This is a genomic window from Paenibacillus sp. OV219 (genome assembly GCF_900110075.1).
GTDB lineage: Bacteria > Bacillota > Bacilli > Paenibacillales > Paenibacillaceae > Paenibacillus_Z.
The window spans coordinates 59777-81122 of record NZ_FOCJ01000002.1; the positions used below are offsets into that span (position 1 = coordinate 59777).

A 21346-nucleotide genomic window follows, 5' to 3' on the forward strand; every position below is an offset into this window, starting at 1 on the left:
AACATGAAACGTTATGCAAAGTACACAAAGTTGGCAACGCTTTCTCTTGTGATTAGCATGCTGCCGACGTTAGCCGCCTGTTCGAACAACAATAACACGAGTAACAACGAAGGGGCTGCGGCTAACAACAATCAGGCAGCGGTTCAGAACGCTCCAGCTTCCACTAACGATGCGAAGCCAACTGAGGTCTGGAAACAGAAATTCGATCCGCCGGTTACCATTACATCTGCTGTTACGGATGACGGTGCTTCCCGTGGCAATGCCTTTAAACCAGGGGAGTCGATGGAAAACAATGCAATACTTACTTGGATGAAAGACAATATCGGTATCGAGGTTAAATATGATTTTATCGTAACGAAGCCGGAAGACTACGATACGAAGCTGCGCCTACTGCTCTCGAGCGGCGGCAAACTGCCTGATGTATTCGGAACCTCCGGAGAAATCCTGCAAAGTATGCTTCAAGCGAATAAGCTGATGCCGCTTGATGAAGCGATCGAGAAATACGCGCATCCAGAGTACAAGAAGATGCTGGAGAAGCTAGCGTATACGATGGGCGAAGTGAAGAAGGACGGCCATATTTACGGTATTCCTGCCTTCTTCATGGGCGACGAAGGAACGGTCATGTGGGTGCGCAAGGATTGGCTCGATAATCTCGGTCTGAAAGCACCGACTACGCTGGCTGAATTTGAAGAAGTTATTAAGCAGTTCACGGAGAACGATCCGGATAAGAACGGAAAGAATGACACAGTCGGTCTCGCTGTACCGCTCAAAGAAGGACCTTGGACGTGGATGGGGCAGACGGATGCAATCGTTGGAGCGCTTACTGATCAAATGATCAACACCTACGATGTCCGCAGCTTCTGGAACAAAGGCGCAGACGGTAAGCTCAGCTACGGCGCAATCCATCCGGATGCGAAGAAGTACCTGGAAACGATGAAAGACTGGATGAACAAAGGCTATATTGATAAAGAAGCAGGCATTAAGGATCCGATGAAAACGTCGGAGCTGGTTGCAAGCGGTAAGGCAGGCGTTATCTTCGGACCATTCTGGATGGGCGACTGGCCGCTTAGCGATGCTGCAAAGGTTGATGCTAAAGCAGACTTCGAGCCTTATGCGCTCCCTGCCAGTCCTGACGGCAAAGTAGGCCGCGCAGAGAAGCCGCTCACTGCAGGCTTCACTGTATTCAACAAAGACTTCAAAAATATCGAAGCATGGTTCGCATACTTCAATAAGATGTTCGCGAAGGGCTTGGAGCAAGACGGCGACCCGTACTACGACCCAAGCTGGAAGAACGGCTTCATGGAAGGTTATGACTATGTTACCGTTGACGGCAAAGTCATAAAGGCTGATTTCAAGGAAAACGGTGTACCGGAAGACAAATGGCCGCTCAAAGACGGCAGCAAGATGGATATGCGATTCATGACCACGAATATTCTTGCAGGCGGCGTAACGACGATTCCGTTCTCCAATGACGAGCCGGTTAAGAAGTTCCTGGCTGATCCGAACGCAGACGCTCTCACTTCCAGAGAAGTCGATGTGAAAGCGATGAAGCGTAAGCAGATCGAAGCTGCAGGCGTACGGATTAACCAAGGCATCACCGAAGGTAAAAACTACTTCACCGGACCTGTGACGCCGACGATGAAATCCAAAGGTCAATTGCTTCAGAAGCTCGCTACAGAGGCTTATCTGAAGATCATTTATGGCGATAAGCCGATCGAGTATTTTGATGAATTCGTCAAGGAATGGCTCGCGAACGGCGGAGAGAAGATTACGGAAGAAGTTAATGATTGGTATGCGAAGAACCAGTAAGGATGGAAAAACCGCATGAATGAGAGACAGAGGGACCGCGGTAGTCTAAAGCTGCAGCTACTCCTCTGTTTTTCTTATGAAAGGAAGGGTGCAAGGTGCTATCGTATTGGAAAAAAACGTGGCCGTTCCATATGCTTTTGCTGCCGGCAATCGTATTATGCATCATATTTTCTTACATTCCTATGGTTGGGATAATCATAGCTTTCGAAGATTATCAGCCGTGGGTTGGGATGAAAAATTCGCCTTGGGTGGGCCTTGACCATTTCCATTATCTGTTTACCTATCCCGACGGCAAGCAGATCATAATGAATACGTTAATTATTGCCGCATTTAAATTGCTTTTTAACTTGATTATTCCGATTGTTTTCGCGCTCTTGCTTAATGAAGTCAGAAAAGTCGTGTTCAAGCGAGTTGTGCAAACACTTGTCTATTTGCCTCACTTCTTGTCTTGGGTTATTCTAGGGGGCATCTTGATCGATATCCTCTCAACGGAGGGCGGGATTGTAAACCGCGTTCTCGCTACAGTTGGCATGGAGAAGATCTTTTTCCTCGGAAATGGTCCTTGGTTCCGATTTACGGTCATTATTAGCGATGTATGGAAAGAATTCGGGTTCTCCGCGATTATTTTCCTAGCAACGTTAGTCGGCATAAATCCGTCGCTGTATGAAGCGGCTGAAATTGATGGCGCTACCCGCTGGCAGCAAGTGAAGTCGATCACAATTCCACTTATGCTGCCAATCGTAATCGTTGTAGCGACGCTGTCGCTCGGTCGGATATTGGATGCGGGCTTTGATCAGATCTTAAACATTTACAACCCGCTTGTATTCTCACACGGAGATATTATTGATACGTTCGCATATCGGGAAGGGTTAAACAACTCTCAATTCAGCTTCGGAACAGCGGTTGGCGTGTTCAAGTCTGTCGTCGGCCTTATTCTGATTATCATCAGCTACAGATTGGCCTACAAATTGGCGAACTACCGGATTTTCTAAGGAGGTTGAAATATGCTTTACCGCTCTCGGAGCTATAAGTTATTTACGATTGCAAACACGATATTTCTATGCCTGCTCGGCTTGCTGTGCATTATGCCGCTTATCCATATCTTTGCTGTTTCTTTCAGTTCGCGGGCCGCGGCAACAGCGAATATCGTCAACTTCTGGCCGGTGGGCTTCACGACGGACGCTTATGTCAAGACGCTAGGCAATGAGAAGTTTCTCAGATCCTTATGGATCGGTGCAGAGCGGACAATCTTAGGGACGATTGTTTCCATGATTGTCGTCACAATGGCCGCATATAGCTTGTCCAAGACGAGCAACAAATTTCCAGGGCGCCAAATTTATATGTGGCTATTCGTGTTTACGATGCTCTTCTCGGGAGGTTTGATTCCTTCCTATATTCTGATCACGAAGCTTCATCTGATCGATTCCATTTGGTCGCTAGTATTGCCTTCGGCCGTCAGCGTATGGAATATAATTCTGATGCTCAACTTCTTTCGCACGATTCCAGTCGATCTGGAAGAAGCGGCTTATATTGATGGAGCTGGTCACTTAAGAGTGCTGTGGAGCGTATATTTACCGGTTTCGATGGCCTCCATTGCAACGTTGTCTTTGTTCACGATGGTCTTCCACTGGAACTCATGGTTTGACGGTGTCATCTATATGACGAATCCCGATGGCTATCCGCTTTCTAGTTATTTGCACTCCATGATCGTAAGTGACAATCTATCACGTATCGGAGTAACATCGGATAGTGTAGCGAATTTCTCAAGCCGAACGATCAAGACTGCCCAAATCTTTATCGGCGCGCTGCCGATTCTGCTTGTGTATCCATTCCTGCAAAAATACTTCGTTAAAGGAATTGTGCTAGGCTCCGTGAAATCGTAGGCGAAAATGCTTCAAAAGGACGGGATTGAATCGAGTGAGAAACAGGGTAAACATATTTACGAGAATTATGATCGTTATCGTTCTGATGCTCGTTCCGATCTTCTTGATGTACAATTCGTCGAATAAGACAAGTACCGACGTCGTCGAGCAGGAGCTACTGCAGGTTAACCTGAATCGGATCCGGTTTTTTGTGGAGCAAATGAATGTAGAGGCGGACCGCTTATGGCGGGCCGCTTTCGTCATTGCTACGGACCCGGATGCGGTACAGCTCCAGTTCCGTTCATCCACCGAACCCACCTACTCCATATTGGAATCGAAACGGCTGCTGCTGCAGAAGCTCGATATGCAATCCACCACCTTCGAATGGGACAATGAATTCACGGTCTATTCTCCACTTGCGAATCTTGCGGTATCTACGAATTCGAAACAGCAGTATGACTTGGCCTACTTCAACGATCATCTATCTCAGGAGCGCTGGGACTACCGTCACATCTTTACGGAACGCGGTGTGGAACAAGCATTCGTGCGTCATTTGACCACTCCATTCGAGTCGCCCAATCGGTCCACAGAGCCCAATATGTTCGTGGAAGTTACGTTCGCATCGGAAAACCTGGTGAATATGCTTGACCGCTTCATGCAGGGCAGCGTCGGTCAGCCGTTTCTGTACCATCCGGGCCTCTCGCCAATCATTCCGCATGGATCCGAACCCGAGTTAATCAAGGCGATGTCCGAGCAGTTTAATCGAATTCAGGCGAGCGATCCTGAGCCTGCGGATGGCTCCGTGAAGATGAATTATCATAATGAGCCTTACCTTGTCAATTATGTGCTTTCCTCCACACTCGGGTGGTACTTGGTTGATTTTCAACCGATGAAGAAGGTGCTCGAGCCTATCGCGCATAGTAAACGCAAGTTCTATGAAGCTGGTATTCTCCTGCTTGTTCTTGGCGTTGCATCGGCGGCACTGTTGTATCGCAATGTGCAGAAGCCTATCTATGATTTAATAGGAGCTGTCAAATCGCTCCGAAGGGGTCAATACGGTCATCGGATAAAGCGCTGGCCGAACAACGAGTTTGCTTATTTAATCGAGCAGTTTAATCTCATGTCGAACGATATACAAACGTTGATCGATAAAGTGTATACGGAGCAGCTCCGTGCGAAGGAGTCGTCACTTAAACATCTTCAAGCGCAAATTAACCCGCACTTTCTATATAACAATTTTGCCTATATCCAAAGTATGGCGCAGCTTGATCGGACGAAGGCGATTATCGCTTTCACGCAGCATTTGAGCCAATATTACCGCTATACGACACGAACGGAGCAGCAGTTGACCTCGCTAGCGGATGAAATGGAATTAATTCGAAATTACTTGGAAATTCATCGGATGCAGTCTGAACGGCTGCAATACGAGGAGGATATGGAAGATCACTTGTTCAAAATGTTAATGCCCCGGTTGCTGCTGCAGCCCCTTGTCGAGAACGCGGTTGTGCATGGCATGGAGAGTAAAAAAGGGGAGTTTCGCGTTCTAATTACCGGTCACCACACAGAGGATGGCTGCGAAATTGCAGTCGAGGATAACGGCATCGGTATGCAGGAGGAGCGATTATCGCTGCTTCGGTACAGCTTGAATATACAGGCGAGCGAGAATGGCAGTCTGGGGCTGCGGAATGTACATCAGCGGCTGAAGCATTATTTCGGAGATGCTTCGGGTTTATCGATCGGTCAGTCTCCGCTTGGCGGACTGAAGGTGACGCTGGTCATTAAGGAAGGGGGCAACTAAGGATGCTTCAACTGTTGATCGTCGACGACATTCCTTCGCAAGTCGACAGCATCGTTGCGACTGTGCCGAAGGAGGAACTTGGCATTGCGTGCATTCATAAAGCATTTTCGGGTGAAGAAGCACTTAGTCTTTTCCGTGAGCACAGCATTCAGATTGTGATTACAGATATTCGCATGCCGGAGATGAGCGGTATCGAACTCATTAAACAAATTCGAGAGATAGATCGAACTGTCAAAATTATCGTGTTGTCCGGCTATGCGGATTTCGAATATGCACAGAGCGTCGTGCCGTACAATACTTCTGGCTATTTGATGAAGCCAGTAAATTCGGAGCATCTGCGGGATAAGCTTAGCAAGCTGACCGAGGAAATCGCTTCCGAAATGAAGCAGCAAAGGCAGCAGCAGCGTGACGTTTATGCGTTCAGGGAGAATTTACCTGCTCTGCGAAGCGAGCTTCTGACAAGACTGCTGCGGGATAACGGAGTGCCGTTTGCGGAGCTTGCTCGAAAGCTGAATTTGCTAGCCTTGCCGTTCTCTTTGCAGCATCAGGTCGGACTTTTTATCGTACGCTTGGATGGCAGGCTGCAGGAATACGAGAACAAGGACCGTGAGCTGATTGAATATGCCGTCTCGAATATGGCGGAAGAAGTGTTTAACGACGCCTTTCATGTATGGCATAGTCGCGACTCGAACGAATATCTTGTTTTCCTCGTGGCATCGAATAGAGAAGGGAATGTTGGCATGTCAGCGGGGCTTGGGCTCGATTTGCATCTGATGGACAATTATGCGGCAACGTTTAAGAAGAAGGCGGAAGCGCTTCTGCATGAGAACCTGTCTGTATTCATCGCTAAGAACGGAGCGAGCTTCCCGGAGGGCTTGCCCGGCTTATACCGGTCGACGATCAAAGGGATGAGGGAGGACGCGGATGAGAAGCGGGGCGTCTTCATGCGGATTGCTGACAATCGGGATCAGAATCGGATCGAAACGCTGACCTCTCTGTATCGGCCGCCGATGCTCCTTCATCTGCTGGATACGGGCAACTGGGTCGTGGCGGAGAAGAAGCTAATCGAAATATTCGAAGAGCTGCAGCATGCACACTATCCGCCGGAGCATGCGAATGAAGCTTATTTCTCCATTGCCAATGCCTATCAATATATGGCGCATAAGAGGGGAAAGCTGCTGAGCGAGCTAGGCGGGGGTGCCTCTCTAGGGCTGATGCCAGCGGCGCCATCCTTGAAGCAGCTGGAGAAGTGGGCATTCCATGTATTCCGCTCGCTGCGTGAGCAGTCGGAGGAGGCCGGGGAGAAGCAGAAGGCGGGGCTTGTTGATAAGGTCCATGCTTTTATTGAGGGCAACCTTAATGACAACCTGTCGCTGCAGACGATTGCGGCTCATGTCGGCCTGCATCCGGCTTACTTGTCCAGAGTATATAGAGCGGAGACAGGGACCAATCTGAGCGATTATATCCAGCGCTACCGGATGGAGCTGGCTGCATACATGCTGCGCAGCAGTGATAAGCGAATATACGAAATCGCGCAAGCGGTCGGTTATCAGGCCGTTCCGCATTTCATCAAACTGTTCAAAGGGTATTCGGATAAGACGCCGCAGGATTATCGCGATCGGATCGGAGAGCGGTAATAGGCGACCGCATCATGCGGTCGCCTATTTTTCCGTACTGATGCCAGTTCGCTTCGCTTTGCGATATGCCAGCGGAACCATGCCTTTTCGTTCGCGGAAGATTCGCGCAAACGTCTTATACGAGCCGAACCCAACCTCAAGCGCGACATCGACGACGCTGTTGTCGGTGGAGACGAGCAGGCTGCTCGCATGCCTTAGACGCAGATCGTGAACGAAATGGACGAACGTCTGGCCTGTCGTTTCTTTGATGACTTCGCTAATTCGCGAGACGCTCATTCCGAAGCGCTGCGATAGGTCCGATAAGGTGAGATTGTCCTGATAGCTGCGATGAATATAGCGAATAATCGGCCAGACGGAAGTGCCTCTCTTTGGCAAAACTGCTGCCTCGGCGAGCTCCATGTCTGCTGGCGCATGCTTGCGTCGCTCGCGGTCGAAGCGCACGAGAAGCTCTTTTAATCGAGAGGCGAGCATCGTTAAGCGCCATGGGTCGTTGCCCTCGTACTCCTGCAGCATATCTCGCATAAGACCTTCCATCTGATGCTGCGTTGCACCGCCGAAATGCGTGAATGGATCGAGCTGGCGCTGTTCAATCAGCTCGGCAAGGCTGTCGCCGGCTCCATGCTCCATGAGTAAATCCATGCTGAACATACAGTTGTACAGCACAAGCTTGCTGCCGGGTTCGGTGAACAGCTCATGCACTTGGTAGGGCTGCACGAATGTGAATGTGCCAGGACGCATGATGTGCTTCACATTGTTAATGCTCTCCCAGCCCTCGCCCTCAATGACATAAGAGAATTCGAGAAAATCGTGACGATGTGCCCTAAATCCGCGTTCGAGCTGATGAATGCCAATATGCAGCGGAAATGCGGAATCCATATTTGGATACGTTTTCAAATAATCAGGAAAATAAGTCATGTTCGTTTCATTGCCTCCGAAGATATGAGACGTTTATCGAAATATGAGTGGGGCATTTTTCTATCTACTACTTTATCATAGACTTGTATGCAGTAGTGGGCAAGCCGAATTGAAAGCGTTTCAGCTCAGGTGTGATCCACCTGGCTATATTATTAGTTACTGGAGGCGACCAAAGAGATGTTAAGAGGACTAAGTCGTGCAGGGCTAGGCAATATCGGCAGCGACGAGCAAATGATTGCGCTCGCGCAGCAATACGGTTTTCAAACGGTTGACATTGATGCTCGCGGATTAATTGAGCGCAATGGCTTGGAAGGCGCTCAAGAGCTGCTGAAGAAGAGTGGAGTAAGCGTTGGCGCGATCGGCCTGTCTGTGGAATGGCGCAGCACGGAAGAGAAGTTCCGTGAAGGGCTGGCGAAGCTCGCTGACGATGCAGCAGCAGCAGCAGCGCTCGGCAGCAAGGTATGCTGCACGTATGTGTTGCCAGCGACGGATTATAAAGCAGCGCATTTTGCTGTCATAGCGACTCGCAGATTGCGCACTTGCGCGCAAATTCTCGGCGCTTACGGCATCAGCCTTGGCCTCGAATTCGTTGGGCCGCATCACCTTCGCACGTTATGGGCGAATCCGTTCCTCTGGTCAATGGACGAGACGTTGGACTGGATCGCCGCGATTGGCGAGCCAAATGTCGGATTGCTGCTCGATTCGTACCACTGGTACACGAACGGTCATACGATTGCAGGCATCGAAGCGCTGAAGCCGGAGCAGATCGCGCACGTCCACATTAATGACGCACCGGATGTGCCTTTTGAAGCGGCACTCGACAACGGCAGAATATATCCAGGTGAAGGTGTTATCGACCTGGCAGGCTTCTTGGCCGCGCTGAACAGTATCGGCTACAAAGGCTCGGTGACGCAAGAGATTCTATCATCTGAACCGCCAGTGGGTTCGCCGGAAGAGCTGCTTGCACGCTCCAAAGCCGGTTATGATAAAGTGTATACAGCTGCTGGGCTGGCATAGTAAGAGATCATCCCGTAGGACCGATTGATAATCGGTTCTGCGGGATTTTTTTATTTAACCGATGATTATTTTCAAAATGATATGCGCTTTCTTAATAATGTCGGGATTCTTCTATAGTTTACTCCGTTGCTCTTGTATGCGCTTACTTTCTATAATTTTCTTATGTAAGGCCAATCCAAATTCATTTATCAGGAGGTTTTTCTTATGGTGAAATGGAATCGTAAAATCGGCTTAACCATCGTTGCAGCTTCGATGAGCTTAGGCATGTTCGCAGCTACTTCCGATGCAGCAGCAACGGACTACTGGCAGAACTGGACGGATGGCGGCGGTACCGTTAATGCGACGAACGGGTCTGGCGGCAATTACAGCGTAAACTGGACAAACAGCGGCAACTTCGTAGTCGGCAAAGGCTGGAATACCGGTTCGGCAACGCGGACAATCAATTACAATGCAGGTGTATGGTCGCCATCAGGCAACGGTTATTTGTCACTCTATGGCTGGACTCGCAACTCACTCATCGAATATTACGTCGTAGATACATGGGGCACGTATAGACCGACTGGCACGTTCAAAGGCACTGTGACAAGCGATGGCGGTACATATGATATCTATACAACGACGAGAACGAATGCGCCTTCCATTGACGGCACACAGACATTCACTCAGTTCTGGAGCGTAAGACAGTCGAAGAGGCCAACGGGAAGCAACGTCGCGATTACGTTCAACAACCACGTGAATGCATGGAAGAGCAAAGGCATGAATCTCGGCAGCAGCTGGGCCTATCAGATTTTTGCGACAGAAGGCTATCAATCGAGCGGCAGCTCGAACGTAACGGTATGGTAGCTAGACAAGTCTATTAATAGGTTAAGGGCCGCCTGGTCTGGTCATCCGGCTAGCCGGCCTTCAATTTCAAAGGAGAGCTTATCGATGAGAAAGCTATTATTCGGCCTTCTACTAGCAATAACAGGCGTTGTCAGCGCTTGTGGGCAAGGAGAGCCTGCGAACAATGTTAGCCCTGCGGGGAATGATAGCTTTGTGCTTGTTAAAGGCGGTAATTTTATCAATACGCATTCTAACTATTATGGAAAAAGTGTGACGATACCTGACTTTTATATGGGCAAATACGAGGTTTCTCAGCAAGAGTGGATCGAGGTGATGGGAGGCAATCCTTCGGAATACAAGAGCAACAAGCAGCCGGTTGAGACGATCAGCTGGTATGATGCGATTGAGTATTGTAATGCTAGAAGTGAGAAAGAAGGCTTAGCTGCCTTTTACAATATTGATAAGAATACGATAGATCCGAATAATAAGAGCGAGCAAGATCATGTAAAATGGATCGTAACGGTCAATGAGGGAGCAAACGGTTACAGGCTACCAACCGAAGCAGAGTGGGAGTATGCTGCAGGCGGAGGTCAGTTCAGCCAAAATTACATCTACAGCGGGAGCAATCGTGCAGACGATGTCGCATGGTATTGGCGCAACGCAGGCGATAAATTGCTGTCAGGCACGTGGAATTGGCCAATTATCGAGAATAACCACAATCAAACCAAATCGATCGGGCTCAAGAAACCGAATGAGTTAGGTCTTTATGATATGTCAGGAAATGTAAGAGAATGGTGCTGGAACTGGTACGGAGACGAGAGCATGGATAATACGGGAGGCTCCTACCGAGTTGTAAAAGGCGGCGGCTGGATCGGTGACATTACGAATGACGAGCCGTCCTTTAGGGGAAAGTTTGAAGCGAATGGCTATGGTCCTGATCAAGGCTTCCGAGTGATCCGTGGCACTAGCTGATCACTTTTTTGGCCAAGTTGTGGTACTATTAATCTATGATAATAATTCTCAAAGCGGAGGACGATTATGAATATACAAGAAGCGATTCGCACAAGAAGAAGTATTGGTAAAGTAACGCAGGAGCCAATTGCAAAAGAGACTCTCGAGCAAATTATCGAATCGGCTGTATGGGCGCCGAACCACCGGCTGACCGAGCCATGGCGTTTCTTCGTGCTTAGCGGTGAGGGACGCAGCAAGCTTGGCGATGCACTCGCGCGGATAGCGCTAGCAGGCGTAGAAGATCCCAATTCTCCTGAGCACGCGGAGAAAGCGGAAGGTGCGCGGAAGAAAGCGCTCCGCTCGCCGGTAATCATTGCTGTGGCAGCAGCTCCATCAGATCGCCACGACATCCTCGAGATAGAAGAAATCGGCGCTGTTCACGCAGCGATCCAGAACATGCTGCTCACAACGCATGCACTTGGCCTCGGCGCTGTATGGCGTACAGGTGAGCCGTGCTACCATCCCTATATGAATGAGGCATTTGACCTTCGTCCACAGGATAAAATGCTAGGTTTCATCTATCTCGGCGCGCCAGATATGACACCGACGCAAGGCAAGCGGTCAGATGCAGCGAGCAAAACGACGTGGATTGACGCTTAGGCGAGCGTGCTGCGTGCAACATGCAGCATGCGCGAAAAAAGAGGCAAGCAATCGGCTCTACTGGAGCCGGATGCTTGCCTCTTTGCTATTATTTCACTTCAATTGCAACTTCGTGCGGACGGTATATAGCGAGCAGCTCGCCATTCGCGTCAGCAGCGAACATTACTGTGCGCTCTTGCGGCAGCGTGAACGCGTATTGTTTGCCCGTCTTCGGATCGCGGATTTCGATCGCCGTGTCGCAGCCGAATTCGGAGACGAAGATGTACAGCGAGCCGGAGTTGAAAGCAAGCTTGCGCCCGTAAACGCCAGGGAGCTCGCCGCCGTGCAGCCAATCCAGCTCCGTTTCAACGCCAGCTTGCTGCAGCGCCGCTTCATATACTGCTTGCAGCGGTGTGAGGCGTTCGTTCAGCTCAAGAGGCAGCGGGCACCAGAGCAAGCGTCCTGCACCTAGCGCAACTTCGGTCAGCTTCGCAGCGCCGCTACCCGATTCGGCAAGCACGCCTTTGTTGCTATCGGCGATGCGTGCGCCGCCGAACGATACCGGCAGCAGCTTGCCGTCCAGCTCAAGCAGCTCCTCGCGAAGCAGGTTACTCACGCTGTGCTCGCCGACTTCAGCGAGGCGTCCGCTAACTGGACGCCAGTACTCATCAAGGCCAAGCGGGCCAGTGAACAGCAGAGTACCGCCATGCGTCTTCACATGCGAAGTAAGTGTCTCGAGCGCTTCGCTGCTGAAGTTATGTGCGCTCGGCACGATGATGAGCTTCGGCTTCGTCTCTGCGAGCGCCTCAAGATGATACTCGCCAAGGCCGAAGGCGTGGACATTCATCGTGTACGAGAGCGTCCGAATGGCGCGAGTCGTAGCCGCATACGCGAGCTTGCGATTCGAGAAGTCGTTGGAGTAAGGGAAGATAACTGCAACATCTTCCAGCTTGCGGCCAATGAACAGGTCGCGGATTTGGCCCATGAAAGCGCCGAAATCATACGATACGTTTGCTTCCGGCTTCTCAGTGCCGTCTGCGCGAAGTGCGCCGATGTGTGATTCATTGATGTTGTTCATATAGAAATTGATGTTCCATATCCATTGCACCGCACCAGCGCCGCCTGTCGAGAATGCATAAGCATACTTGCGCTCAAGGATGTTGCGCAGCTCTTCCTCGCTCCGCTTGGAGCGACCGTCTGGTGTTTCTACGTGCATAATGCCTGTTTCCTGAATGAGGTTCGGCTTATTCGGCGCTTTGGCGAAGATGCCATCCCACACGAGATCGTCCATGAGCCACCACGAGTGAACCGTTGTATAGTCGACCTCTTCGGCATAGAAGAACGGTGATGGGCGCTGTGCGCCAAGTCCTTCGTCTTGACCAACCGTAACAAGCTGCTTCGGCTGGATGGAACGGATCGTCTCAATGAGCTGCGAAGCCCACAGGTTATGCATATCCATTGTGAACAGCGTGTAATCAAGCCAAGGAGCGCCGCGTTTCACCGAGACTTGCGTCGTGCCGAAGCTGATCTCGTCCGCTTCCGGAAGCTTCACCGCTTCGAAGGAAGGCAGCTCGGCAGGCGTCATGTTCCAGCGCTCTTGCAGCTCGCGGATCGAGCTGTGACGCTGCTGCAGCCATTTCATATAGTGTGCTTTCTCGAACTTGTCCTGCGCAGAGCGCGGACCGCTGAAGATCCGCTTCGGATCGAACATCGACGGCTCGTTGATCAAGTCCCAATGTACATGCTTCGAATCGGCATGTCTGGATACGATTGCGGCGATGAAACGCTTCTGCGCTTCTACGCTGCGCGGGTCCAAATATGGATTGACGCCTTCCCAAGCTTCCGGTGTGAATGCGAAGAAGTTGAACGTCACCTCGAGATCATGGCGCTTCGCAGTGAGGAAGAACGCATCGATGGCGCGAAGCACTTCCTCGTACGGATGCCCGTCGACGTACATGACATAGCGAAACGCTGTCCAAATTCCGGTCCGAATCGAGTTGATGCCAGCGCGTTTCATCTGCGCCATATCGCGATCCCATACGGCTGCATTCGGGAGGAACAGGTATTTACGCGCAACATCGCTCGTCATATAGGTCATGCCGACAATTGGAAGCGGACGACCGTTTTTCCAGAAGTAATCGCGGTCACATGTAATCATTTCGCCCGAAGTGAGAAGCTCTTGATCCATGCCCCAGAAGCCTTGACGGAGCAGACGCTGTTCACCGGAAGCGGCAGTTGCCACACACTCAACGACATAGAAACCAGCATCAACCGGCTGCGGTGCAACAAGACGCTGAATGGTCAGCTCGCGGCTGATGTTTAGTTCAACCTCTGAACGCCATACTTCTGTGAAGTCGGCTTCATTATAGATAAAGTTCGGAGCAGGCTCGCTAACGGTGCTGCTGTTTGACCTCAGCACGCGCAGCTTGAACGACCAAGCGCTCTTCTCGCCGCTGCGAGATGTTAGCAGCTGTTGGCCTTGGAGCATGAACACAGGTCGTTCACCAAGCTCATAGGAGCCGTAATTTGGCTTCAGCCATAGCTCGGTTACGCCTTGTGCCGTAAACGTTGCCCATTTCGCGAGCGCTTCTGCGCCGGAGCCTGACCAGAATGCACTGCGCAGTGGTTGGTTAATCAGCATCCAGCGTCCGCCGCTGAATGCGCCTTTCGTGTGCTCGAGCAGCACTGCTGGCGCAGACAGCTCGCGTGCGAGCCCGTCACCGCTAATGCCGCGCAGGAGCGGATAGATATGGGCGTCAATCGGACCTGACGTTCCGCCTTCGCCAGGACAGTCGTCAGCATGCGTTATATGCAGCGCGAGTCCGAACGTCGGTTCAATTGTAAATAGCGATTCATAGCCTGCGAAGAGCGGAATGTCGCGCAGATGCTGCAAGCTGCTCACGCCGTTCTCAGAGACCACGAGCGCTTCATTAATATGCAGCTGCTGATGGTAAGCCGTTTGGTTCGGCTCAGCAATCCACTCGCTGCCATTGTTGTAAACTGGCGTCTTGAATGGAGCGCCGCCTGCTGTGATTAGGCCTTTGCCTGCGTTCACATGAGCCATAACCGCCGGCCATGCGTCCTTCGGAAAGTAAGAGCCGTGCAAATGCACATAAACTGCGGCATCCTGCAGCTGTGAAGCCAATTCGCCAGCACCGACAATGCGGAAGGTTTCGCTTAAACGTGCAAGCACACCGGCATCGGGACGTTCACCTGCGTAGGGGAAGTTCTCATCATAAAACAGTACCAAATTGCTCATTCGTTTTGCCACAGCCTCTCGTCATGAATATGAATTGTATTTTGTTAGGTTTGTTAGGTACATGATTGCTTTATTTGAGGCACACTTTAGAGATAAAATAGTAGAAAGTCAAGCGTTTAAGCAGCATGAGGAAGAAGGGGGAGACAATGGCTCGCAAAATATCGATGCAGCAAATCGCCGACCGGCTCGGCGTATCCAAATATACCGTATCGCAAGCGCTCGCTGGCAAGCCGGGAGTAAGCGCTGCGACACGTAGAGAAGTGCTGGCGCTCGCCGCTGCGCTAGGCTATACCATTCGGACAAGTTCGGGCAAGGGTCAGGCTGCTTCAGACACTGGGGCAGAAGATCAAGGTGATGCTGATGCTATACACGGAGCAGGTGTTGAAGCAGGAACTGGACCTGGAACTGCAGCCGGACCCGAACCCGAAGCGCCGCTTCCCATCATCTACATCGGTCTCGACATCCGTCATGAGCAGGAGCCGTATTTCTGGCTGCGTGTGAAGGAGGGGCTGGAAGCAGGCTGCCGGATGCAGGGCTTTCTGCCAGAGTTTTTCACCTTCGGTCAAGAGGAGCCCAGCTCATGGCCTACGTCAGAAGATCGTCTCCCCGCCCACACAGCTGGTTTTATTATTGCCGGCAAATGTCCGCTCAGCACATTGCTCGCCTTGAATCGGCTCGGTCAGCCGATCGTTCTCGTAGACCACGAAGAGCCGATGATCGGAGCGGATGCGGTGCTTCATGCGAACACAGAAGCGGGACGGATGGCCTGTCATCATCTGCTGTCGCAAGGCTGCCGCTCGCTTGCGTTTATTGGACGCGACAGCTTCGCCGTCAGCTTCAAGGAACGGTGGTGGGGCTGCCGTCTCGCGATGGATGAAGCAAGAGCGGCTGCCCGCAGCGAGAGCTTCCAGCTCAAGAAATGGACAGTCCCCTACGGTGGAGATAGCGTTCCTCTCTCTAGAGGATGGGAGACCGCACTGGAGCGGCGACTTGACGCGGCGGCTTCGGCTTCCTCAGTGGAGCTGCCGGACGGTTTCATTTGCGCTAATGATGACATTGCGCTGCACTTACTGCAGCTGCTAAGGCAGCGTGGACTGCAAGAACAGGTGCGCGTTGTCGGCATTGATAATACAGCGCCAAGCTTGTCCGCGGTTGTGCCGCTCACAACGGTCGATCTGGCGAAGGAATGGCTCGGCATCAGAGCCGTTGAAGCATTCGCCCGGAAGCTAAAGCAGCCATCAAGCTTGCCTGAGAAAATCATTCTCCGAGCACAGCTAGTGGTCAGGGAATCCGGCTAGTGATAGGACCGAGCAAATTCCAACAGGACAATCTCAATTCCGCACAAGCCCGCATAGGATAGCACAAGAGCCTACCTGTCTGAGAGGAGCTTCTCCTATGCTGAATGTACAATCGGCCCGTGGCGTTTTTATGCTACTGGCGCTTGTTATTTTCGTCCTCCTTGTCGTTCTGCTCGTCGTTGCAATGCTGCCATAAATGTCAAACCGAATAAACCTTCGGCAGCAGCTGCCAGAGGTTTATTTGTCATGCTTGGCTGCGCCTTCCTAACAATGGCATAATTGTGCCGGAATCGACGCATACTCCATGAAGACAATCCAAGAGGAGGCGTACATCATCGCAACTAAGAGCGCAGGCACGAACAAATATAAGAAGATGACGATGTCACCTAAAGAGTATCAAAATTTCGCAAAATCACGAGAGCCCAGCCGCTCGATTTTAGCCAATTGCGTGAGAGCGTTTCTCGTTGGCGGGCTGCTGTGCGTGCTTGGACAAGCCATACAGGAAGTGTTCATGTACGGGATGAATATGACTCGACAGGAAGCGAGCAACCCTACCGTTGCTGTGCTTATTCTACTCTCTGTCATTCTGACCTGCTTCGGCGTCTACGATAAGATCGCCCAGTGGGCGGGGGCAGGGACGGCGGTGCCTGTAACGGGCTTTGCCAATTCGATGTGCTCCGCAGCTCTTGAGCATCGCAGTGAAGGGCTCGTGCTCGGCGTAGGCGCGAACATGTTCAAACTTGCTGGCTCGGTTATCGTATTTGGCGTCGTCGCAGCATTTTTTGTAGGTATCGTCTACTTTGTGTTTGGTATCGGAATGGGAGGACACTAAAGATGCTGCGCGGCAAACAAACATGGTGGTTCGAGCAGCGTCCGGTCATTATCGGCGCAGCGACAGTCGTAGGTCCGGATGAAGGGGAAGGACCGCTCGCAGCGGACTTTGACCTTGTCCATCCTGAACTGGATATGCAGCAGAAAAGCTGGGAAAAGGCGGAACGGCTCCTACTAGAGCAGGCGTCGGAAATGGCACTCCAATATGCCAAAGTGAACAAGCAACAGCTGCAGTTCTACGTTGGCGGTGATCTCATGAATCAGATCATCAGCAACAGCTTCGCCGCCCGCACGATCGGGGCGCCGTATCTCGGCGTCTTCGGCGCGTGCTCCACGTCGATGGAGTCGCTTGCGATCGCATCGTTGATCGTCAATTCCAAGTCTGGCGATTATGTGCTTGCGGGCACATGCAGTCATAACTGCACCGCAGAGAAGCAGTTCCGCTATCCGACCGAATATGGCTCGCAGAAGCCGCCGACAGCGCAGTATACCGTTACTGGAGCCGGTGCGGTCGTCGTCGCCGCTGATGGTGACGGGCCAATCGTTGAATGTGCGACAATTGGCAAGATCGTCGATCTAGGCATCACCGACCCGTTTAATATGGGGGCAGCGATGGCGCCGGCGGCGGTCGATACGCTGACGATGCATTTTAACGATACAGGCAGGACTCCGGGCGATTACGACCTCATTGTAACAGGAGACCTCGCGACAGTAGGGCATGCGATTGCAAAAGATCTGCTTCACCGAGACGGCGTGCCGATGGAGGACACCGTGTTCGGCGATTGTGGCTTGATGATCTATGATGTGGCAAAGCAGAAGGTACAAGCGGGCGGGAGCGGCTGCGGCTGCTCGGCTGTCGTCACTTACGGCCATCTGCTCAAGCGGTTGAAGCAAGGAGAGCTGAAGCGGATACTTGTCTGCGCGACCGGTGCGCTGCTCTCTCCGCTGTCATTCCAGCAAGGCGAGTCGATTCCATGCATCGCGCATGCCGTCGCATTGGAGAGCCCATTGCATGGATAAGCGTAGGAAAGGAGCATAAGAGCGATGATTTATTTGTGGGCATTTATCGTCGGTGGCGGAATATGTGTCATCGGACAGCTAATGTTCGACGTGCTCAAGCTAACCCCAGCGCACACGATGGCAACACTTGTCGTGATTGGGGCGGTGCTTGATGGAGTCGGAGTCTACGATCCGCTGATCAAGTTTGCCGGGGCGGGGGCGACCGTGCCGATTACGAGCTTTGGCAATGCGCTTGTGCACGGGGCACTGACCGAGCTGCAGAAAGACGGGTGGATCGGGATCATAACAGGGATCTTCAGCATTACGAGCGCGGGTATCTCCGCTGCGATAATATTCTCCTTCTTGGCGTCAGTCGCCGTAAGACCGAAGGGCTGATCATGAAGACACTGGAGCAAGCGAGCTACAACTGCTGCCCCGGTGTCTTTTTTATTGCAGTCATGATGCGCTCCGCCGTCCTTTGCAGCTTGGGCAAATACCTAAGCGCAGCATCAGCGCGGCTTCGACGCTCTACGTCTGTACGAGCGCCAAGATCAGCTAGCAGCGCTTCGAAAGCTGGCAAACACCGCTGCAGCAGCTCCTGAGGTGCATCGGCGCTTAGTATCGCATGGCAGCGAGCAAAGGTAGCAGCAATCCAGAACACGGCTTCGCGGTGCAAGCCGGACTCTATGAGCTCGAGCGAGCCATCAATTGCAATATGGCGGGATGCTGGCGTAATATCGCTGCTGAAGAAGAAAGGCGTCTTCGCAATGGATGCTGCGATGTCGAAGGTGTCGGCGAGCGCTAAGACATGCTGTTGGATACGCGCGGCAGACAGCTGCCCGCATCCTAATAGAGCGAGTAGCTCCTCATGAACGCTCAAACAATCATTTGTCTCCAACACTTCACGGACAGCAGCATAGCGGCAACGCACGGTCGGATTGCGAAGTGCAGCCACTAGCAGCAGATGCGTCATTACTCCTGTCGGAAATAACCAACTATTCACACGAGTCTCAAGGGGAGCGGACGAGGGGAGATTTTGCTGCAGACCATTCCTGATCTTGCTGAGGACATCCTCGCACCGCTTTCGTACCCAGTACTCATCTGCGAACCTGGAGGCTACTTGTTTTTGCAATTCACGCAGGTTACCGCTTGGATCGGCGATGATGGTGTTCACTCGGAAACTGCCTGCCAGATGATAGTTGGTCAGTACCTCCTCATAGGAGGAGAGCTGGCGCCAGGCGAGGTAGGTCACTTCGAGAAGCGCACCGTTAGAGATGAATTTGCCAAGCTTGAGCGGAGGCTCTGCCTCTTCCGTCACTACGATGAGATCGATGTCGGAGGCTGCGGGCAGCAAGGCGTCATCTGGCATTTCGACGGTTGAGCCGCTGAAATAAGCGCCTATGAATTCCGGGGCTGTACTGGCATGAGTATGAAACCACTCAGAAGCTATTTGTCGTGCAATTCCAACTTTCATGCATCTATCTCCCCTTTACGGCACAATAGGCTTGTCATTATACTAGTGGCAAGTACATTCGTATGATAGGAGCACGATGATGATGGATCAGGTTAAAATCATGACGCTTAACACATGGCTCGGCGGAGAAGCTGTCCATGAAGGTGTTCCCAAGCTAGCTCGGGCTGTATCGTTCTCTGGCGCCGATATCGTCGGCTTCCAGGAAACGCCGGACCCTGCGGAGGCAGTTGCGAAGCAGCTAGGCTGGCACTTCTGCCAAAATAACGAAGGCTGCGGCAATTGCAGCATCATTAGCAAATTTCCGATTGTGGAGTCGTTCTATCTTGAAGAAGTAAGCGCTGTCGCAGCTCATATCGAGCTTCCTTCCGGCCAGCGCGTCATCGCGGTAAGCACGCACCTCTATTATGATCCGTATGGGCCATACTGGGCGCTCTTCGATGGGAAGTCCGCTGAAGAGATTATCGCGATGGAGACGGAAGTTCGCGGCAAAGAGATTGCAGCCGTGCTGAAGGCACTTGAGCCGCTTGTGGCATCGGACACGCCGCTGTTCCTCATGGGCGATTTCAACGCTCCGTCGCATCTGGATTGGACGGAAGTAACGCAAGCGGCGCATAACGATTATATCATTGAATGGCCGGTCAGCCGTATAGTGGAGGAAGCGGGATTCCACGATTCGTACCGTGTTATTCATCCCGACCCAGCAGCGACGCCGGGCCACACATGGTCGACGGTGCATACGCCTGAACATCCTTGGGGCGACAATCCGTTCGAGCCGCAAGACCGAATTGACTTTCTCTATTACCACGGAAGCAGGGTAGTTGTAACAGCTTCCGAAGTCGTCGTGCACGGTGAACCGCAGGGCTTCGGCAGTCATGAACAGAACGAGTGGCCGTCTGACCATGCCGCGGTCATGTCTACTTTCCAGATTAAACCGCTATAGTCACTTTATTGGAGCGTCCCTGTGGGATTCTCCAATTTTTTTTGGCGGATATACGGCTATACGTGCAGTTGTATATTCTGTAAAATAATAGAACATGAAGCTTGATTCTACCACTACCATCCGGGAGGGATTGTCATGGACAATCGAACAGCCAACTATCGCTTATCTACTGAAATTCGCCGCAACCTCGCCAGCTGCATCCTGGGTAAAGAAGCCGAAATCGAATTGCTGCTAACCGCCTTGTTTGCAGGCGGTCACGTTCTGATCGAGGATGTTCCAGGCACTGGCAAGACGCAGCTTGTGAAAGCGCTTGCTCGTACGATTGGCGGCCAATTCCGCCGGATTCAATGTAATCCCGATCTGCTCCCAACCGATATTACTGGCGTTGCCATCTATCATCCGAAGAATGAAGCCTTTATTTTCCGGCCTGGCCCGGTCATGGCGAATTTACTCCTTGTCGACGAGATTAACCGTGCCACGACGAAGACGCAATCCGCGCTGCTCGAAGCGATGGAAGAGCGCCATGTGACGGTAGACGGCGATTCCTATGAGCTGCCGATTCCTTTTACTTTAATCGCGACGCAGAACCCTATCGAATTCGATGGTACGTATACGCTGCCAGAGGCGCAGCTCGACCGGTTTATGATGAAGATTTCACTTGGTTATCCGGATGCAGCAACAGAGCGACAGATGATTATTTCACCGAATGCGTCGTCGCCAGCCGATAAGCTTGAGGCTGTGATTTCCATTGAGCAGGTCGCGCAAATGATGGAAGCCGCCAAAAGCGTTCACCTTGATGAAGCGGTTGCTGATTATATTATACGTATTATCCGCGGCACACGGACGCACAGCGGCGTACAGCTCGGCGCAAGTCCGCGCGCAGCGATCTCACTCACGGCAGCGGCGAAGGCGAACGCCTTCCTGCAAGAGCGTGATTATGTCATTCCAGACGACGTGAAGCAGCTGGCTTCCACTGTTCTGGCGCACCGAATGATTTTGCATACCGAGTCTCGCATGAACGGATTGTCGACAGAGGATGTCGTCCGGGCTGTCGTCCGCGATACGCAAGTGCCAGTCCGCATGGAGCGTTAAATG

18 protein-coding genes are annotated in these 21346 nt (G+C 51.9%); 15 read left to right on the forward strand and 3 right to left on the reverse strand.

The genetic code is table 11. From position 1 onward, the window contains the following. Positions 1–3 precede the first annotated feature (3 nt). The 5 genes from BMY11_RS06050 (at position 4) to BMY11_RS06070 (ending at position 7106) form a co-directional block, all read left to right on the forward strand. Positions 4–1809, forward strand: a complete 1806-nt coding sequence (locus tag BMY11_RS06050; protein WP_090573606.1) for an extracellular solute-binding protein — start codon at positions 4–6, stop codon at positions 1807–1809. Positions 1810–1940: 131 nt separating this feature from the next. Further along, entirely contained in the window at positions 1941–2801 is an 861-nt protein-coding gene (locus BMY11_RS06055; protein ID WP_090574369.1) for an ABC transporter permease, read from the forward strand. Between the two features lie 12 nt (positions 2802–2813). Beyond that, positions 2814–3692, forward strand: coding sequence for a carbohydrate ABC transporter permease (locus tag BMY11_RS06060; protein WP_090573607.1), 879 nt, complete (start codon positions 2814–2816; stop codon positions 3690–3692). Between the two features lie 34 nt (positions 3693–3726). Further along, positions 3727–5469, forward strand: a complete 1743-nt coding sequence (locus BMY11_RS06065; protein ID WP_143069219.1) for a sensor histidine kinase — start codon at positions 3727–3729, stop codon at positions 5467–5469. Between the two features lie 2 nt (positions 5470–5471). Then, positions 5472–7106, forward strand: a complete 1635-nt coding sequence (locus tag BMY11_RS06070; RefSeq protein WP_090573609.1) for a response regulator — start codon at positions 5472–5474, stop codon at positions 7104–7106. A 24-nt stretch (positions 7107–7130) separates the two neighbouring features. Here BMY11_RS06070 and BMY11_RS06075 read toward each other — a convergent pair whose 3' ends face one another. Next, positions 7131–8021, reverse strand: coding sequence for an AraC family transcriptional regulator (locus BMY11_RS06075; protein WP_090573610.1), 891 nt, complete (start codon positions 8019–8021; stop codon positions 7131–7133). 177 nt (positions 8022–8198) lie between these two features. Between BMY11_RS06075 and BMY11_RS06080 the strand changes: the two genes are divergently transcribed. The 4 genes from BMY11_RS06080 to BMY11_RS06095 all read left to right on the forward strand — a co-directional run bounded on the left by BMY11_RS06080 (position 8199) and on the right by BMY11_RS06095 (position 11471). Continuing rightward, the gene (locus BMY11_RS06080) at positions 8199–9038 is read left to right on the forward strand and encodes a sugar phosphate isomerase/epimerase family protein (RefSeq protein ID WP_090573611.1); all 840 of its coding nucleotides are present in this window, start codon (positions 8199–8201) and stop codon (positions 9036–9038) included. A 204-nt stretch (positions 9039–9242) separates the two neighbouring features. Beyond that, entirely contained in the window at positions 9243–9881 is a 639-nt protein-coding gene (locus BMY11_RS06085; protein WP_090573612.1) for a glycoside hydrolase family 11 protein, read from the forward strand. Between the two features lie 84 nt (positions 9882–9965). Next, positions 9966–10832 carry a formylglycine-generating enzyme family protein gene (locus BMY11_RS06090; protein ID WP_090573613.1) on the forward strand — a complete coding sequence of 289 codons (867 nt, stop codon included), beginning with the start codon at positions 9966–9968 and terminating at the stop codon, positions 10830–10832. Between the two features lie 66 nt (positions 10833–10898). Beyond that, entirely contained in the window at positions 10899–11471 is a 573-nt protein-coding gene (locus tag BMY11_RS06095; RefSeq protein ID WP_090573614.1) for a nitroreductase family protein, read from the forward strand. 88 nt (positions 11472–11559) lie between these two features. On the opposite strand, the gene BMY11_RS06100 is transcribed toward BMY11_RS06095, so the two are convergent. Continuing rightward, the gene (locus BMY11_RS06100; RefSeq protein WP_090573615.1) at positions 11560–14709 is read right to left on the reverse strand and encodes an alpha-amylase family protein; all 3150 of its coding nucleotides are present in this window, start codon (positions 14707–14709) and stop codon (positions 11560–11562) included. A gap of 146 nt (positions 14710–14855) precedes the next feature. Between BMY11_RS06100 and BMY11_RS06105 the strand changes: the two genes are divergently transcribed. The 4 genes from BMY11_RS06105 (at position 14856) to spoVAE (ending at position 18233) form a co-directional block, all read left to right on the forward strand. Further along, complete coding sequence (locus BMY11_RS06105; protein ID WP_143069220.1) at positions 14856–16007, forward strand: LacI family DNA-binding transcriptional regulator; 1152 nt, start codon at positions 14856–14858, stop codon at positions 16005–16007. Between the two features lie 373 nt (positions 16008–16380). Continuing rightward, positions 16381–16839, forward strand: a complete 459-nt coding sequence (gene spoVAC / locus BMY11_RS06110; RefSeq protein WP_256217373.1) for a stage V sporulation protein AC — start codon at positions 16381–16383, stop codon at positions 16837–16839. Between the two features lie 2 nt (positions 16840–16841). Further along, entirely contained in the window at positions 16842–17858 is a 1017-nt protein-coding gene (gene spoVAD, locus BMY11_RS06115) for a stage V sporulation protein AD (protein WP_090573618.1), read from the forward strand. A 24-nt stretch (positions 17859–17882) separates the two neighbouring features. Then, entirely contained in the window at positions 17883–18233 is a 351-nt protein-coding gene (gene spoVAE / locus BMY11_RS06120) for a stage V sporulation protein AE (RefSeq protein WP_090573619.1), read from the forward strand. Between the two features lie 25 nt (positions 18234–18258). Here the strand turns inward: spoVAE and BMY11_RS06125 are convergent, their stop codons facing one another. Continuing rightward, positions 18259–19311, reverse strand: a complete 1053-nt coding sequence (locus BMY11_RS06125) for a hypothetical protein (protein WP_090573620.1) — start codon at positions 19309–19311, stop codon at positions 18259–18261. Between the two features lie 76 nt (positions 19312–19387). On the opposite strand from BMY11_RS06125, the gene BMY11_RS06130 reads away from it, so the two are divergent. Then, a complete protein-coding gene (locus tag BMY11_RS06130) occupies positions 19388–20251 on the forward strand; it encodes an endonuclease/exonuclease/phosphatase family protein (RefSeq protein WP_090573621.1) in 864 nt (287 codons plus the stop codon). A gap of 135 nt (positions 20252–20386) precedes the next feature. Next, on the forward strand, positions 20387–21343 hold the full coding sequence (locus BMY11_RS06135; RefSeq protein WP_090573622.1) for an AAA family ATPase: 957 nt from the start codon (positions 20387–20389) through the stop codon (positions 21341–21343). Positions 21344–21346: the final 3 nt, after the last annotated feature.

Coding starts and splice junctions, on each gene's coding strand:
- BMY11_RS06060 (WP_090573607.1), top strand. CDS start 2,814: ATGCTTTACCGCTCTCGGAGCTATAAGTTATTTACGATTGCAAACACG.
- BMY11_RS06080 (WP_090573611.1), top strand. CDS start 8,199: ATGTTAAGAGGACTAAGTCGTGCAGGGCTAGGCAATATCGGCAGCGAC.
- BMY11_RS06055 (WP_090574369.1), top strand. CDS start 1,941: ATGCTTTTGCTGCCGGCAATCGTATTATGCATCATATTTTCTTACATT.
- BMY11_RS06090 (WP_090573613.1), top strand. CDS start 9,966: ATGAGAAAGCTATTATTCGGCCTTCTACTAGCAATAACAGGCGTTGTC.
- spoVAC (WP_256217373.1), top strand. CDS start 16,381: ATGACGATGTCACCTAAAGAGTATCAAAATTTCGCAAAATCACGAGAG.
- BMY11_RS06050 (WP_090573606.1), top strand. CDS start 4: ATGAAACGTTATGCAAAGTACACAAAGTTGGCAACGCTTTCTCTTGTG.
- BMY11_RS06075 (WP_090573610.1), bottom strand. CDS start 8,021: ATGACTTATTTTCCTGATTATTTGAAAACGTATCCAAATATGGATTCC.
- BMY11_RS06070 (WP_090573609.1), top strand. CDS start 5,472: ATGCTTCAACTGTTGATCGTCGACGACATTCCTTCGCAAGTCGACAGC.
- BMY11_RS06085 (WP_090573612.1), top strand. CDS start 9,243: ATGGTGAAATGGAATCGTAAAATCGGCTTAACCATCGTTGCAGCTTCG.
- spoVAE (WP_090573619.1), top strand. CDS start 17,883: ATGATTTATTTGTGGGCATTTATCGTCGGTGGCGGAATATGTGTCATC.
- spoVAD (WP_090573618.1), top strand. CDS start 16,842: ATGCTGCGCGGCAAACAAACATGGTGGTTCGAGCAGCGTCCGGTCATT.
- BMY11_RS06135 (WP_090573622.1), top strand. CDS start 20,387: ATGGACAATCGAACAGCCAACTATCGCTTATCTACTGAAATTCGCCGC.
- BMY11_RS06125 (WP_090573620.1), bottom strand. CDS start 19,311: ATGAAAGTTGGAATTGCACGACAAATAGCTTCTGAGTGGTTTCATACT.
- BMY11_RS06105 (WP_143069220.1), top strand. CDS start 14,856: ATGGCTCGCAAAATATCGATGCAGCAAATCGCCGACCGGCTCGGCGTA.
- BMY11_RS06095 (WP_090573614.1), top strand. CDS start 10,899: ATGAATATACAAGAAGCGATTCGCACAAGAAGAAGTATTGGTAAAGTA.
- BMY11_RS06100 (WP_090573615.1), bottom strand. CDS start 14,709: ATGAGCAATTTGGTACTGTTTTATGATGAGAACTTCCCCTACGCAGGT.
- BMY11_RS06130 (WP_090573621.1), top strand. CDS start 19,388: ATGATGATGGATCAGGTTAAAATCATGACGCTTAACACATGGCTCGGC.